Genomic DNA, 14,964 nt, shown 5'->3' with positions numbered 1-14,964 from the left:
AATCTCCTCAGGCGGCGTTCTTGAGTTTCGGATCCAGCGCATCGCGCAGGCCGTCGCCCATCAGGTTGATTGCCAGCACGCTGAGCAAAATGGTCAGGCCCGGCAGGCTCACGACCCACCAGGCGCGTTCGATGTAGTCCCGGGCCGAGGCCAGCATGGTGCCCCACTCCGGAGTCGGCGGTTGCACGCCCAGGCCGAGGAAGCCCAGGGCGGCGGCGTCGAGGATCGCCGAGGAGAAGCTCAGGGTGGCCTGGACGATCAGCGGTGCCATGCAGTTGGGCAGCACGGTGATGAACATCAGGCGTGGCAGGCCGGCACCGGCCAGGCGCGCGGCGGTCACGTAGTCGCGGTTGAGTTCGCCCATCACTGCGGCGCGGGTCAGGCGTACATAGGACGGCAGGGACACCACGGCAATGGCGATCACGGTATTGATCAGGCCTGGGCCGAGGATGGCGACGATGGCCACGGCCAGCAGCAGCGATGGCAGGGCCAGCATGATGTCCATCAGGCGCATGATGGTCGGGCCCAGCAAACGCGGGAAGAAGCCGGCGAACAGCCCGAGGAGGATCCCCGGGATCAGCGACATCACCACCGACGACAGGCCGATCAGCAGCGACAGGCGCGAACCCTGGATCAGGCGCGAGAGCAGGTCGCGGCCCAGTTCGTCGGTGCCCAGCAGGAACTGCATCTGGCCGCCTTCGAGCCAGGCCGGAGGGGTCAGCAGGAAGTCGCGGTACTGCTCGCTGGGGTTGTGCGGCGCCACCCAGGGCGCGAACAGTGCGCAGAACACGATCAGCAGCATGAACAGCAGGCCGGCCACCGCGCCCTTGTTGCGGGAGAAGTGCTGCCAGAATTCTTTGTAGACGGACGGATAGAGCAGGCTTTGATCGACTGCTACTGAGGAAGTTGGAGTGCTCATTAGTCTTGATCTCAGCGCTGATGACGGATGCGTGGGTTGGCAAAGCCGTAGAGGATGTCCACCACGAAGTTGACCATGATCACCAGGCAGGCGATCAGCAGGATGCCGTTCTGCACCACGGGATAGTCCCGGGCGCCGATGGCTTCGATCAGCCACTTGCCGATGCCCGGCCAGGAAAAGATGGTTTCGGTCAGGACCGCACCGGCCAGCAGGGTGCCGACTTGCAGGCCGACCACGGTCAGCACCGGAATCAGCGCGTTGCGCAGGCCGTGGACGAACACCACCCGAGCCGGCGACAGGCCCTTGGCCTTGGCGGTACGGATGTAGTCCTCACGCAGCACTTCGAGCATCGAGGAGCGGGTCATCCGCGCGATCACCGCCAGCGGAATGGTGCCCAGCACGATGGCGGGCAGGATCAGGTGCTGCAGCGCGTCGAAGAAGGCGTCGGTGTCTTTGGCCAGCAGGGTGTCGATGAGCATGAAGCCGGTTTTCGGCTCGATGTCGTAGAGCAGGTCGATACGCCCGGAAACCGGGGTCCAGCCCAGGCTTACCGAGAAGAACATGATCAGGATCAGGCCCCACCAGAAGATCGGCATCGAATACCCCGCCAGCGAGATCCCCATTACCCCATGGTCGAACAGCGACCCTCGCTTCAAGGCGGCGATCACCCCGGCCAGCAGGCCGAGCACACCGGCGAACAGCAGGGCGGCCATGGACAGTTCCAGGGTCGCGGGGAACAGCGAGGTGAATTCGCTCCAGACGCTGGTGCGGGTGCGCAGGGACTCGCCCAGGTCGCCGTGGGCCAGCTTGCCGATGTAGTCCAGGTACTGGGCGTACAGCGGCTTGTTCAATCCAAGGCGTTCCATTGCCTGGGCATGCATCTCAGGGTCGACCCGACGCTCGCCCATCATGACTTCCACGGGGTCGCCGGGAATCATGCGTATCAAGGCGAAGGTCAGCAAGGTGATGCCGAAGAATGTGGGTATCAGCAACCCCACACGGCGGGCAATAAAACTAAACATCTTCTGAAGTACCTCAATCAGCCGGTTAGGCGTTCCCGCCATCCTTGGGGTCAAGGACGGCGGGCGTTTCTTATTACTTCACTTGGGTGGTAGCGAAGTTGTTAGTGGTCAGGGGGCTAATGTGATAACCCTCGACGTTCTTGCGCATGGCGGTGAACATTTTCGGATAGGCCATGGGGATCCACGGTTGATCCTGTTCGAAAACCAGCATGGCCTTTTCATAGAGCTCGGCGCGTTTGGCGGGTTCAGCGTCGGAGCGTGCTTCGTCGATCAGATCCTGGAACGTCTTGTTGCACCAGCGGGCGTAGTTTTCGCCGTTTTTCGCCGCGTCACAACTCAGGTTCGGGGTCAGGAAATTGTCCGGATCGCCGTTGTCCCCGGCCCAGCCCGCCGACACCATATCGTGTTCGCCGTTTTTCGCACGCTTGAGCATCTCGCCCCACTCCATCACGCGGATGTCGAGCTTGAGGCCCACCTTGGCCAGGTCGGCCTGCATCATCTGTGCGCCGAGCATCGGGTTGGGGTTGGTCGGGCCGCCGCCGTTGCGGGTGAACAGGGTGATAACCGTACCCTCCGGTACGCCGGCTTCCTTGAGCAGCGCGCGGGCCTTGTCCAGATCCCGGGGCGGGTTCTTCAGGCTGTTGTTGAAGCCCAGCAGGGTCGGCGGATACGGGCCGGTGGCCACCAGGGCGTTGCCCTTGCCGTACAGGCTGTTGACGTAGGCTTCCTTGTCGAAGGCGATGTCGATGGCCTTGCGCACTCGCACGTCGCTCATGTATTTGCGCGTGGTGTTCATGGCGATGTAGCCGGTGGTCATGGCGGCCAGCTCGTCGACCTTGAGGTTGGCGTCGGCCTTGATGCTGGGAATGTCATCGGGCTTGGGGTACAGGGCGATCTGGCATTCGTTGGCCTTGAGCTTCTGCAGGCGCACGTTGTTATCGGTGGTGATCGCCAGCACCAGCGGGTCGGCCGGCGGCTTGCCGCGGAAGTAGTCCGGGTTGGCCTTGAAGCGTACCTGGGCGTCCTTGGCATAGCGGGTGAAGATGAACGGGCCGGTGCCGATGGGCTTGCTGTTGAGCTCAGAGGTCTTGCCTTCCTTGAGCAGCTTGTCGGCGTATTCGGCCGGGAAGATCGACGAGAAGGCCATGGCTACGTCGGCGAGGAAAGGGGCTTCGCGGCGGGTCAGGGTGAAGACCACGGTGTGGTCGTCGATCTTCTCGACGCTTTTCAGCAGTTCCTTGAAGCCCATGCTTTCGAAATAGGGGAAGCCCACGCTGGACTTGTCATGCCAGGGGTGCTTCGGGTCCAGCTGGCGCTGGAAGCTCCAGAGCACGTCGTCGGCGTTCATCTCGCGCGTCGGGGTGAAGTAGTCGGTGCTGTGGAACTTCACGCCCTTGCGCAGATGGAAGGTGTATTGCAGGCCGTCGGGGCTGATGTCCCAGGATTCGGCCAGGGCCGGCTCGATGTCAGTGGTGCCGGGCTTGAAGTCCACCAGGCGGTTGAAGATGGTTTCCGCCACTGCGTCGGCCGTGACTGCAGTCGTGTACTGGACCATATCGAAGCCTTCCGGGCTGGCTTCGGTACAGACCACCAAGGGTTTGGCTGTGGCGCCCAGGGCGACGCTCAGCAGGGCGGCGCCAACGGCCGCTTTCAGGGGAAGCATTTTCATCAGGAACCCTCTGCAATCGATTGAACCAGATTAGCTTGAATGGCGGATTCGTCATGAATCCGCCCTTCAACTGGTGGGTTAGAGAATATTGAATGGGATGGTGGTAACCAGTCGGAATTCATTGATGTTGCCGTCGGCCTGGTTCTCGCTGGCGCGGTGCGTGGTGTAGGTGGCACGGATCGCGGTGGCTTTCAGCGGGCCGCTCTGTACGGCGTAGGAAGCACCGATGCCGTATTCGTAGTGGTGCTCGCCGTCCATGGTGCGTACGCCATAGACCGTACCGTCTGCCTTGACGCCGCTGTAGGCGGTGCCGTTGTAGTGGGTACCGTCGATGCCCCAGCCACGGGCCTGGTAGATGTTGAACTTGAGGCCGGGCACGCCGTACTCGGCCATGTTCAGGCCGTAGGCGATCTGGAAGGATTTCTCGTTCGGGCCGTTGAAGTCCGAGAGCAGGGAGTTGGCCAGGTAGATGCCGTTGGTTTCGTGCAGGTAGTCGAAGTACTCGTTACCGTTAATTTCCTGGTACGAGAAGGTCAGGCTGTGGGCCTGGTGGGTCAGGCCGAGCGACAGCGAGTAGGTGTCGTTGTCGATCTCGCCCATCTTCTTCTTGCCGGTATCGACGGTCTTGTAATAGTTCAGGCCGGTGGTCAGGCTCAGCACCGAGCTGTCGCCCAGCTCGTGGGTGGCGCCGAAGTAGTACTGGTTCCAGAAGTCTTCCACCTTGGAGGCGTAGAGGCTGGTCTTCAGGCTTTTCAGCGGCTGGTAGTTGGCGCCGACCAGGCTTACGCGATCGGTCTCGGCACCGTTGCTGTTGTACTCGGAGCTGAACTTGGACAGGCTCTGTTCGGTCCGTGGCGATACCCGGTCGAAGCTGCCGGCGTCGAACGACAGGTTGTTGAACTCTTCGCTGTGGATGCTCACCCCTTCAAAGCTCGAAGGCAGCGGACGGTTGCCGATGACGTCGACGATCGGCGTGCTGAAGTTCTGCCGGCCGGCGGTCAGGGTGGTGTTGGACACGCGGAACTTGACGTTGGCCAGGCCCAGCTTGCTCCACTGGCCCACGGCGTCGCCGTCGGAGTGGGTCAGGGTGCGGTTGTTCTTGCCGGCGATGTCCTTGCGGTCACGATCCAGAGCAATAGCGTTGTAGGCGGCGACTTCCGTGCTGACGCCAACGGTGCCTTCAGTGAAACCCGAGGTGTAGTTGAGGATGGTGCCCTGGACCCAGTTGATACGGCGCGGGGTCGAGGTATCTACACCATTGTGGTTGTACGAAAAACGGTCGTTACGACGTTTCAGCTCGTTGGCGTACCAGTTGCGCGTGGTACCCGACAGGCTCTGCCCTTCGATAAAACCCTTGGTCTCAGCCTGGGCACTGGTGGCGTTCAGTTCAGTCGGGACGAAGTCCTGGCTGACGTTCTCCGCATAGGCCGAGGCGGTGATGCTACTGATAGCCAAGGCTAACAATGCGCTGCTGCTCAGTTTCATGGGTGAAGCTCCTTTGTTTTCTTTTTTAAATGCCGGTTTTTTTGGGCCGGCTGGTTTTTGGAACTCATTCAAGGCATCGCAAACGTTTGCATGTGGCTTGATCGCCGAATTCAGGCAAAGCGTCTGCGTGAGGGCGAAAATCGCCCCCAGGGTTTTGGCTCATCGGTTATGGGGCTAGGCTGACACCCGAAAAGGCGTTGCGGCCGAAAGGACTGACCTTGAAACCTTCGACTTTCGCGCTCAGCGGCTGGTTGATCGTCGAGTGGGCCACGGGTGTGATAGGGACCTGTTGCTTGAGCAGTTGCTGGGCCTGTTTGTACAGCAGGCTGCGCTGTTCACGGTCGGTGACGACCTTGGCCTGCTTGATCAGCTTGTCGTACTGCGGGTTGCACCACATGGAGTAGTTGTTGCCGCCAATGGCGTCGCAGCTGTACAGCGTGCCCAGCCAGTTGTCCGGGTCACCGTTGTCGCCGGTCCAGCCGATCAGGCTGATGTCGTGTTCGCCGTTCTTGGTGCGCTTGATGTACTCGCCCCACTCGTAGCTGACGATCTTCACCTTGAGGCCGATCTTCGCCCAGTCGGACTGCAGCATCTCGGCCATCAGCTTGGCGTTGGGGTTGTAGGGGCGTTGCACCGGCATAGCCCAGAGGGTGATTTGCGTGCCTTCCTTGACCCCGGCGGCCTTGAGCAGCTCCCGGGCTTTTTCCGGGTTGTAGGCGGCGTCCTTGATGGTTTCGTCGTAGGACCACTGGGTCGGTGGCATGGCGTTGACTGCCAGCTGCCCGGCACCCTGGTACACGGCGTTGAGGATGCTTGGCTTGTTCACCGCCATGTCCAGCGCCTGGCGCACTTCGAGCTGGTCGAAGGGTTTGTGCTGCACGTTGTAGGCGATGTAGCCCAGATTGAACCCGGGCTTTTCGATGACTTGCAGTTTCGGGTCGTTTTTCAGCGTGTCGATATCGGCGGGGCGCGGGTGCAGGGTCACCTGGCATTCGCCGGCCCGCAGCTTTTGTACCCGTACCGAGGCGTCGGTGTTGATGGCGAAGATCAGCCGGTCGAGCTTGACCCGGCTTGGGTCCCAGTAGTGCGGGTTGGCGCTGTAGCGGATCTGCGAGTCTTTCTGATAACGCTGGAACACGAAGGGCCCGGTGCCGATGGGTTTCTGGTTGATCTGGCTCGGGGTGCCGGCCTGGAGCAGTTGCTCGGCGTATTCGGCGGAAAGGATCGCGGCGAAGCTCATGGCCAGGTTCTGGATGAAGGCCGCGTCCACGGTATTGAGGGTCATGACTACGGTCAGCGGGTCGGTCTTTTCGACCCGGGCGATGTTCTTGTTCAGGCTCATGCCGTTGAAGTAGGGAAACTCCGTCGGGTAAGCCTTGCGGAACGGATGTTCGGCGTCGAGCATGCGGTTGAAGGTGAACAGTACGTCGTCGGCGTTGAGGTCTCGGCTCGGCTTGAAATAGGGCGTGCTATGGAACTTCACCCCTTCGCGCAGGTGAAAGCTGTAGGTGAGACCGTCCTCGGAAATGTCCCAGCTCTTGGCCAGCGCTGGCAGCACGTTGGTGGCGCCTCTTTCGAACTCCACCAGGCGGTTGTACAGAGGCTCGGCGGCATCGTTGTCGGTGGCAGTGGTGTATTGGGCGGTGTCAAAGCCCGCCGGGCTTCCTTCGGAACAGAACACCAGGCTGCGTTCGGCGGCGGTGCCGAACGAACTGGCGGCCAACAGGCCACTGCCCAGCAGGGCCGGGAAAATCCAGGAATGACGCATGACCGTACTTCTCCATTTTTGTTGTGATGAGCAATGGGCCATGACTCCTTCCTGGAGCCTGTACAGGCCATTGATGCCAAACCAATACGTGCGGCAGGTGCCCGTTGGCAGACGCAGCTTCGCCTTGCACCGACCTTGAGGGTCGAGGGCCGGGCGGTAACTGCGTCGAACCTGAAATGCCTGTAGGAATCGGCTCTGAATTCGCAAGACAGTGCGCCAGTGGCGGGTCGTTGCGCAGTAGAGACCGAGCTCCAGCGGGCCGGGCTGGTAAAGCAACGGCGACGTCATGGACGTCGCCGTTGCAGAACCTTATTTGCCGATGCTGACGCCGTAGAAGGAGTTCAAGCCAAAGGGGCTGATTTTGAAATCCTGCACGTTGGCGCGCATGGGTTGGAACACCGTCGAGTGAGCGATAGGTGTCATCGGTACTGCATCTTTGAGGATGTGTTGCGCCTGCTTGTACAGCTCGGTGCGCTTGGCTACATCAGAGGTAGCCTTGGCTTGCTTGATCAGGGCGTCGTAAGGCTTGTCGCACCATTTCGAGAAGTTATTGCCGTTCATTGCATCGCAACCGAACAGGGTGCCGAGCCAGTTGTCGGGGTCACCATTGTCGCCGCTCCAGCCGATGATCATCGCCTGGTTCTCGCCGCCCTTGGAGCGCTTGATGTACTCGCCCCACTCGTAGCTGACGATGTTCACTTTCAGGCCGATCTTCGCCCAGTCCGACTGCAGCATTTCGGCCATCAGCTTGGCGTTGGGGTTGTAGGGACGCTGTACCGGCATGGCCCACAGGGTGATCTGGGTGCCTTCCTTGATGCCGGCTTCCTTGAGCAGCTCCTTGGCTTTCTCGGGGTCGTACTTGGCGTCCTTGATGGTGGTGTCATAGGACCACTGGGTTGGAGGCATGGCGTTGACCGCCAGCTGGCCGGCGCCCTGGTACACCGAATCGATGATCTGCGGCTTGTTCACCGCCATGTCCAGCGCCTGGCGCACCTTGAGGTCGGCCAGCGGGTTGGCATCGGTACGGCCCTTGAGGACCGGCATCACGTTGTAGGCGATGTAGCCGAGGTTGAAGCCTGCCTGCTCAGGCATCTTCAGGGTCTTGTCTTCCTTGAGGGCCTTGAGGTCGGCCGGACGCGGGAAGAGGGTGACCTGGCATTCGTTCTTCTTCAGCTTCTGGATACGTACCGAGGGGTCGGTGGTGATGGCGAAGATCAGGTTGTCGATCTTCACGTCTTCAGGCTTCCAGTAGTCCTTGTTGCCGGTGTAGCGGATGTTCGAGTCTTTCTGGTAGCTCTTGAACACGAAGGGGCCAGTGCCGATCGGCTTCTGGTTGATGTCGCTGGCCTTGCCTTCCTTGAGCAGCTTGTCGGCGTATTCGGCGGACTGGATCGAGGCGAAGCTCATGGCCAGGTTCTGGATGAAGGCTGCGTCCACGGTCTTGAGGGTGAACTTGACGGTCTTGTCGTCGACTTTCTCGACCTTGGTGATGTTGGTGTCCATCCCCATGTCGGTGAAATACGGGAATTCGGTGGGGTAGGCCTTACGGAACGGCATGTCCTTGTCGATCATGCGGTTGAAGGTGAACAGCACGTCGTCGGCGTTGAAAGTACGGGTCGGGGTGAAGTACGGCGTGGTGTGGAACTTGACGCCTTCGCGCAGGTGGAAGGTGTAGGTCAGACCGTCGTCCGAGATGTCCCAACTGGTGGCCAGGCCCGGAATGACCGCGGTGCCGCCACGTTCGAACTGGCTGAGGCGGTTGTAGAGGGTTTCGGCTGAGGCGTCGAAGTCGGTTCCGGTGGTGTACTGGCCAGGGTCGAAACCGGCCGGGCTCCCTTCAGAGCAGAACACCAGGTTAGTCGCCGCTTGGGCGAAGGGTGCGCTGGCGAGCAAGCCGGCGCTGACTAATAACGGAAGGACTGCTTTCTTGAACATGGTGGCCTCATGATTTGTTGTCATTTTTGGTGTAGAGGGCGACCTTGTGAGTCGACCCGCCGATACTTATGCAGCCCTCATACCCAATGCAAGATGCAGGGCTGCCACAAGTCTCAAAGAGTGGAACGAACGTACAGGAATGACGCATTTGTATAAATCTTGACGCATTTGATCGTTTGCGCCGGTGTTTTGTGGTGCATGCGCTGCCTTTTCACGGGGCAATCGAAGCCCATCGCGCCCACTCTTGGTGCGGTGCTGGCTGGTGTGCCGGGTGATGCTTGGCCCAGGCGCCCGGCCTTGTCTGACCGGATGGAGGTGGGCGGCTGGGTGAGGGAGGCCGTGGAGAACGGATGCCCGCAATTTTGCTGGCGATGGCGCGTGCTCGGCACATCGTCGCAGGTGCTGAATTCGGGGCTCGCAGTGAGGTTGTCACTGTGGAGGTCGCTGCGGGTTTGTGACGGCGTAGTGCCGCGGATCAGACCAGTTGTCTGCCAAACCTGGAGCGGAAAGGTCTTATCCATGCAAACCTCATTTTTTCTTTTTCTAGGGCATATCTGAGGATTGGCCTTGTGGGCCATGGAAACTCGCCTTCTTATGGGGAGTGGATGCAGCCCCATGGACCCTGTGCGGCGACGGCGATCGCTTTGTTGTGTTGTTGATAGTCGATTCGCCGATGCCGAAATTAAGTCATGCTGAAATCGTGGTCAACGAAAATTAAGCGTGACTAACATTTCTCCTTGTGCACAGGTTTGTCCCAGGGGTTCGACTGACGGCCGTGCGCTGGGCTCAGGCCGCGGAATGGTCGTCGAACAGGCCCATGGTGGTGACGGTCAGGACTTCTGCCGGGCCATTGCCGACGTTGGCCAGGCAATGAGTCTTGGTGGCGTCGAAGTGCACCGAGTCACCGGCACTCAGGGGATATTGACTGCCCTCGATGGTGTAGACGATCTGTCCTGAAAGCACGTAGGAGAACTCCGAGCCGTCATGGGAAATCAGCTCGGACTGGTAGCCTACCGGTATGTTCATCTTGACCGCGTTGATCAGGTTTCCGGGAAAGGAGCTGGACAGGCGCTCGTAGGCCAGTGGCTGGCCTTCGATGGTGTAGCGCACCCGCTTGCCGTCGTGGGAGTCGGGTTGCGCCTGGATCGGCTGGTCGAACAGGGCGTTCAGCGGAACGTTCAGAGACTTGGCGATATTGACCAGGGAAGAGATCGATACACCCGTGAGATTACGCTCTGCCTGGGAGAGGAAGCTGGCGGTCAGACCGGATTCGCTGGCGATCTGGCGCAGGGTTTTCTTGGCGGCGCGGCGATAGCGACGCAGGCGTTCGCCGATGCGATCTGCGGTCATTGAAGAGACTCTTATAGGAAAGAAGCAGTATACCCGGCGGACGTCAGCAACATCTGAGCTGCTGCGTACCGCGGGGCATAACTCTAACACCACAAAGCCGGGTTCCCCCGGGTCCGGGTTGAAATAGCCGGTAACGAAAAACGGCGATAACCTTGATGCCGCAGGTTATCGCCGTTGGAAGACGCAGGGAAAAGGTCAGGGCATCAGCACTTCGATGGCGCCGTCGGCGGTCATGCTGACCTGGCTGGTGCCGGCCTCGACTTCTGGTGTCACTGGGGCCGAATCCATGCTGGCGGCCTTCATCATCATCGGCGCGCGCATGTAAGGCTGTGGATAGCCATTGCTGTTGAGGTTCAGGTTGACGATCTTGTAGCCCTTGCCGCCCAGAGCCTCGGTGGCCAGTTGCGCACGGGCCTTGAAGGCCTTGACCGCATCCTTGAGCAACGCGTCTTCGCTGGCCTTGCGGGTCGGGTCGGCGATGGCGAAGTCCATGCCACCCATCTTCAGGTCGCCCAGCAGTTCACCGGTGAGCTTGGACAGCGCGGCGAAGTCGGAGCTTTCCAGGCGCAGTTCGGCGCGCTCACGCCAGCCTGTGATCTTCTGGCCCTTGCCGTCGTAGATCGGGTAGCTGTTGCGGCTGCCCTGGCGCAGGGTCACGTCCTTGACCTGGCGCGCCTGGTCCAGGGCCTTGTTCATGGTGGTGGTGATTTCTGCGGCGAGCTTGGCCGGGTCGGTGTTCTGCGATTCGCTGTAGAGGGTCACGATCATCAGATCCCGAGCCACTTCCTGGCTGACTTCGGCGCGCAGGGAAATCTGGTTGTAGTGCAGTTCATCGGCGGCCAGGGCGGGCAGGCTGGTGAGGGTGCCGGCGCTGAGTGCGAGAAGGGCGACGCTGCGACTGAAATGCTGCATGAAAACTCCTTGAGTGCGGTCCGCAGGATAAGGTCAGAGCCTGGGTGAAACCTTCAGACTGTGGTTTTTATTCCTCGTTGCGGCCAATTACAACTTTGATACACATGATCGCCATGGATCGTCCGCGGCCGCTCAAGCCAGTGTGGCGCTTTGCCGCAGTTTTGCCTGTGCCGGGGGCTGCTTGGTTATACTCCCGGCGATTGCCCTGGAGCGCTCATCAGGAGAGCTCATGCTCGCCCCCGTAAAATTGCTGTCCGCAACCCGTCAGAACCTCTGGCGCCTGACCTTTATCCGTACCCTGGTGCTGGCCGCTCAGGCCGGTTCGGTGGGGCTCGCCTACTGGCTGGACCTGCTGCCGCTGCCCTGGTTGCAACTGGGCGTGACCCTGATGTTTTCCATGGTGTTGTGCGCTTTCACCGCGATCCGCCTGCGCACCTCGTGGCCGGTGACGGAGCTGGAGTACGCCCTGCAACTGGCCTGTGACCTGTTTATCCACAGTGTCCTGCTGTACTTCTCCGGTGGTTCCACCAACCCCTTCGTCTCCTATTACCTGGTGCCCCTGACCATCGCCGCGGTGACCTTGCCGTGGCGCTACTCGGTGGTCCTGTCGGGTATCGCCCTGACGCTCTATACCCTGTTGCTGGCGCGTTTCTACCCGTTGCAGACCTTCCCCATCGCCCGGGAGAACCTCCAGGTCTACGGCATGTGGCTGAGCTTTGCCCTGGCTGCGGCGGTGATCACCTTCTTCGCTGCACGCATGGCAGAAGAGCTGCGCCGCCAGGAAGAACTGCGGGCGATCCGGCGCGAAGAGGGGCTGCGCGACCAGCAATTGCTGGCAGTGGCGACCCAGGCCGCCGGCGCCGCCCACGAATTGGGCACGCCCCTGGCGACCATGAGCGTGCTGCTCAAGGAAATGCGCCAGGACCATTCCGACCCGCTGCTGCAGGATGACCTCGGCGTGCTCCAGGACCAGGTCAAGCTGTGCAAGGAAACCCTGCAGCAACTGGTGCGCGCGGCCGAGGCCAATCGCCGCCTGGCGGTGGACATGCAGGAAGTCACCCAGTGGCTGGACGAAGCCTTGAACCGTTGGCACCTGATGCGCCCGGAAGCCAGCTACCGTTTCCATCTGTTGGGCGAGGGGCCGGTGCCGCGCCTGGCGCCGCCGCCGGACCTGACCCAGGCCCTGCTCAATCTGCTGAACAATGCCGCCGATGCCTGCCCCGAAGGCCTGGAAGTACGCCTGGACTGGGACGCGGAAAACCTCACCATCAGTATTCGTGACCACGGTGCCGGAGTACCCTTGGCCATCGCCGAACAGATCGGCAAACCGTTTTTTACCACCAAGGGCAAAGGCTTCGGCCTGGGCCTGTTTTTGAGCAAGGCCAGCGTGACCCGCGCTGGAGGCTCAGTGAAACTCTACAGTCATGAGGAAGGCGGAACGCTCACCGAGCTGCGCCTGCCCCGTGCCGCCCGAGGAGACGACCATGAGTGAAGAGATCCAAGTCGAAGGCGAGGAACTGCCGCACCTGTTGCTGGTGGATGATGACGCCACCTTTACCCGCGTGATGGCCCGTGCCATGAGCCGCCGCGGTTTTCGCGTGAGCACCGCCGGTTCCGCCGAGGAGGGCCTGGTCATTGCCCAGCAGGACCTGCCGGACTACGCCGCGCTGGACTTGAAGATGGATGGCGACTCCGGGCTGGTGCTGTTGCCCAAGCTGCTGGAGCTGGACCCGGAGATGCGGGTACTGATTCTCACCGGCTATTCGAGCATCGCCACCGCGGTGGAAGCGATCAAGCGTGGCGCCTGCAACTACCTGTGCAAGCCGGCGGATGCCGACGATGTACTGGCCGCGCTGCTCTCCGAACACGCCGATCTCGACACCCTGGTGCCGGAAAACCCGATGTCGGTGGACCGCTTGCAGTGGGAACACATTCAGCGCGTGTTGACCGAACACGAAGGCAACATCTCCGCCACTGCCCGGGCCCTGGGCATGCACCGCCGTACCTTGCAGCGCAAATTGCAGAAGCGTCCCGTGCGTCGCTGAACCGCGACTGAACGAATGTCCGCTGGGCGTCGTGAAAAAGCGAGCCGATCTACTATGATCGGCTCAACGCTTGCCCTTCTTCCTATCGAGCCTCAACGATGAATCAGAACGCTGAATACTCCGCGGTCAACGATGCCGTGCGCGGGCAATTCTTTCGCCGGGTCTGGGCCATGATCACGCCGTACTGGCGCAGTGAGGAAAAGGGCAAGGCCTGGCTGTTGCTGGTTGCGGTGATCGGACTGTCGCTGTTCAGCGTGGCCATCTCGGTATGGATCAACAGCTGGTACAAGGACTTCTACAACGCCTTGCAGAAAAAGGACGAAGCGGCGTTCTGGCACTTGATCCTGTATTTCTGCGGGATTGCCGCGGTGGCGATCCTGGGGGCGGTGTACCGCCTGTACCTGACCCAGATGCTGACCATCCGCTGGCGGGCCTGGCTCACCGAGAAGCACTTTGCCCGCTGGCTGGGCCACAAGAACTACTACCAGCTGGAGCAGGGCGGCTACACCGACAACCCGGACCAGCGGATTTCCGAAGACCTCAACAGCTTTACCAGCAATACGCTGTCCCTGGGCCTGGGGCTGATCCGCAACATTGTCAGCCTGGTGTCCTTCTCGATCATCCTGTGGGGGGTGTCCGGCAGTATCGAGGTGTTCGGCTACACCATTCCCGGCTACATGTTCTGGTGCGCGCTGGTCTATGCCGCTGTCGGCAGCTGGCTGACCCACTTGATCGGGCGCCGCCTGATTGGCCTCAACAACCAGCAACAGCGCTTCGAAGCCGACCTGCGTTTTTCCATGGTGCGGGTACGGGAGAATGCCGAGAGCATTGCCCTGTATGACGGCGAGAAGAACGAGAACCAGCGTCTGAGCAGCCGTTTCGGCAAGGTCTGGCACAACTTCTGGGACATCATGAAGGTCTCCAAGCGCCTGACCTTCTTCACCGCCGGGTATGGCCAGATTGCGATCATTTTCCCCTTTATCGTGGCTGCCCCGCGGTACTTTTCCGGCAAGATCGAGCTGGGTGAGCTGATGCAGATCAACTCGGCATTCGGGAACGTTCAGGAGAACTTCAGCTGGTTCATCAGTGCGTATTCGGACCTGGCGGCCTGGCGCGCCACCTGTGATCGTCTGCTGAGTTTCCGCCAGGCCATGAGTGATAACGAAGAACGGACCCCGGCTATCGACGTGCAGCATCAGGGCGAACAATTGTGCGTACGTGACCTGGGCCTGGACCTGGCCGATGGCCGGCATCTGCTGGCCGGCGCCGAAATGACCGTGAATCCAGGTGAGCGGCTCATGCTCAGCGGCCGTTCCGGCAGCGGCAAGAGTACCTTGCTGCGGGCCATGGGCCGGCTGTGGCCGGCCGGGCACGGGAGCATCCTGCTGCCGAACCGGCGTTACCTGTTCCTGCCGCAAAAGCCCTATCTGCCCATTGGCAGCCTGCGCGAAGCCTTGAGTTATCCACAGTCTGGCGACAGCTACCCCCAGGAGCGTTATGCACAGGTCCTGGAAACCTGCCGCTTGCCCCATCTGGTGGCGCGCCTGGACGAGAGCAATCACTGGCAGCGCATGTTGTCGCCGGGCGAGCAGCAGCGCCTGGCCTTTGCCCGGGCCTTGCTCTATGCACCGCAGTGGCTGTACATGGATGAGGCCACCTCGGCCATGGACGAAGAGGACGAAGCCACCTTGTATCAGGCGCTGATCGATCAGTTGCCGGGCCTGAGCATTGTCAGCGTCGGCCATCGCAGCAGCCTCAAGCGCTTCCATCCACGGCTCGTTCGTATCGAGCAGGGGCATCTGCAAGAGCAGACTCTTACGGCCTGACGGAGGGCCGAGCGCTAGCCTCAAGCCCAGCGC

12 protein-coding genes are annotated in these 14,964 nt (G+C 61.1%); 3 read left to right on the top strand and 9 right to left on the bottom strand.

Annotated features, from left to right (window positions below):
- Positions 1-7: 7 nt before the first annotated feature.
- The 9 genes from ACUXVH_RS08950 to ACUXVH_RS08910 all read right to left on the bottom strand — a co-directional run bounded on the left by ACUXVH_RS08950 (position 8) and on the right by ACUXVH_RS08910 (position 11,060).
- Positions 8-919, bottom strand: a complete 912-nt coding sequence (locus tag ACUXVH_RS08950; protein WP_011059232.1) for an ABC transporter permease subunit — start codon at positions 917-919, stop codon at positions 8-10.
- Between the two features lie 11 nt (positions 920-930).
- A complete protein-coding gene (locus ACUXVH_RS08945; protein WP_011059233.1) occupies positions 931-1,941 on the bottom strand; it encodes an ABC transporter permease subunit in 1,011 nt (336 codons plus the stop codon).
- A 73-nt stretch (positions 1,942-2,014) separates the two neighbouring features.
- Positions 2,015-3,610, bottom strand: a complete 1,596-nt coding sequence (locus tag ACUXVH_RS08940; protein ID WP_011059234.1) for an ABC transporter substrate-binding protein — start codon at positions 3,608-3,610, stop codon at positions 2,015-2,017.
- A gap of 78 nt (positions 3,611-3,688) precedes the next feature.
- On the bottom strand, positions 3,689-5,095 hold the full coding sequence (locus tag ACUXVH_RS08935; protein ID WP_053149027.1) for an OprD family porin: 1,407 nt from the start codon (positions 5,093-5,095) through the stop codon (positions 3,689-3,691).
- Positions 5,096-5,261: 166 nt separating this feature from the next.
- Positions 5,262-6,863, bottom strand: coding sequence for an ABC transporter substrate-binding protein (locus ACUXVH_RS08930; RefSeq protein WP_011059236.1), 1,602 nt, complete (start codon positions 6,861-6,863; stop codon positions 5,262-5,264).
- Between the two features lie 309 nt (positions 6,864-7,172).
- On the bottom strand, positions 7,173-8,798 hold the full coding sequence (locus ACUXVH_RS08925; protein ID WP_011059237.1) for an ABC transporter substrate-binding protein: 1,626 nt from the start codon (positions 8,796-8,798) through the stop codon (positions 7,173-7,175).
- 113 nt (positions 8,799-8,911) lie between these two features.
- Positions 8,912-9,319 carry a hypothetical protein gene (locus tag ACUXVH_RS08920; RefSeq protein ID WP_041751953.1) on the bottom strand — a complete coding sequence of 136 codons (408 nt, stop codon included), beginning with the start codon at positions 9,317-9,319 and terminating at the stop codon, positions 8,912-8,914.
- A gap of 265 nt (positions 9,320-9,584) precedes the next feature.
- The gene (locus tag ACUXVH_RS08915) at positions 9,585-10,148 is read right to left on the bottom strand and encodes a helix-turn-helix domain-containing protein (protein WP_015634148.1); all 564 of its coding nucleotides are present in this window, start codon (positions 10,146-10,148) and stop codon (positions 9,585-9,587) included.
- A 195-nt stretch (positions 10,149-10,343) separates the two neighbouring features.
- Positions 10,344-11,060, bottom strand: a complete 717-nt coding sequence (locus tag ACUXVH_RS08910; RefSeq protein WP_011059238.1) for an SIMPL domain-containing protein — start codon at positions 11,058-11,060, stop codon at positions 10,344-10,346.
- A gap of 229 nt (positions 11,061-11,289) precedes the next feature.
- On the opposite strand from ACUXVH_RS08910, the gene ACUXVH_RS08905 reads away from it, so the two are divergent.
- The 3 genes from ACUXVH_RS08905 (at position 11,290) to ACUXVH_RS08895 (ending at position 14,931) form a co-directional block, all read left to right on the top strand.
- A complete protein-coding gene (locus ACUXVH_RS08905; RefSeq protein WP_015634149.1) occupies positions 11,290-12,552 on the top strand; it encodes an ATP-binding protein in 1,263 nt (420 codons plus the stop codon).
- Positions 12,545-13,105 (top strand): response regulator transcription factor, encoded by a 561-nt coding sequence (locus ACUXVH_RS08900; RefSeq protein WP_011059240.1) that lies wholly within the window; start codon positions 12,545-12,547, stop codon positions 13,103-13,105. The genes ACUXVH_RS08905 and ACUXVH_RS08900 overlap by 8 nt, the downstream gene beginning before the upstream one ends.
- Before the next feature lie 98 nt (positions 13,106-13,203).
- Complete coding sequence (locus ACUXVH_RS08895) at positions 13,204-14,931, top strand: ABC transporter ATP-binding protein/permease (protein ID WP_041115965.1); 1,728 nt, start codon at positions 13,204-13,206, stop codon at positions 14,929-14,931.
- The last annotated feature ends 33 nt before the right edge of the window (positions 14,932-14,964 follow it).

It is taken from the genome of Pseudomonas sp. 8(2025) (assembly GCF_052665325.1).
The sequence above is the reverse complement of the archived record's forward strand: the minus strand, read 5'-3'. Positions and strand labels throughout refer to the sequence as shown.

Bases quoted from the DNA above. Each gene is read 5' to 3' on its own strand.
- ACUXVH_RS08950 (WP_011059232.1), bottom strand. From the start codon at position 919: ATGAGCACTCCAACTTCCTCAGTAGCAGTCGATCAAAGCCTGCTCTAT.
- ACUXVH_RS08945 (WP_011059233.1), bottom strand. From the start codon at position 1,941: ATGTTTAGTTTTATTGCCCGCCGTGTGGGGTTGCTGATACCCACATTC.
- ACUXVH_RS08940 (WP_011059234.1), bottom strand. From the start codon at position 3,610: ATGAAAATGCTTCCCCTGAAAGCGGCCGTTGGCGCCGCCCTGCTGAGC.
- ACUXVH_RS08935 (WP_053149027.1), bottom strand. From the start codon at position 5,095: ATGAAACTGAGCAGCAGCGCATTGTTAGCCTTGGCTATCAGTAGCATC.
- ACUXVH_RS08930 (WP_011059236.1), bottom strand. From the start codon at position 6,863: ATGCGTCATTCCTGGATTTTCCCGGCCCTGCTGGGCAGTGGCCTGTTG.
- ACUXVH_RS08925 (WP_011059237.1), bottom strand. From the start codon at position 8,798: ATGTTCAAGAAAGCAGTCCTTCCGTTATTAGTCAGCGCCGGCTTGCTC.
- ACUXVH_RS08920 (WP_041751953.1), bottom strand. From the start codon at position 9,319: ATGGATAAGACCTTTCCGCTCCAGGTTTGGCAGACAACTGGTCTGATC.
- ACUXVH_RS08915 (WP_015634148.1), bottom strand. From the start codon at position 10,148: ATGACCGCAGATCGCATCGGCGAACGCCTGCGTCGCTATCGCCGCGCC.
- ACUXVH_RS08910 (WP_011059238.1), bottom strand. From the start codon at position 11,060: ATGCAGCATTTCAGTCGCAGCGTCGCCCTTCTCGCACTCAGCGCCGGC.
- ACUXVH_RS08905 (WP_015634149.1), top strand. From the start codon at position 11,290: ATGCTCGCCCCCGTAAAATTGCTGTCCGCAACCCGTCAGAACCTCTGG.
- ACUXVH_RS08900 (WP_011059240.1), top strand. From the start codon at position 12,545: ATGAGTGAAGAGATCCAAGTCGAAGGCGAGGAACTGCCGCACCTGTTG.
- ACUXVH_RS08895 (WP_041115965.1), top strand. From the start codon at position 13,204: ATGAATCAGAACGCTGAATACTCCGCGGTCAACGATGCCGTGCGCGGG.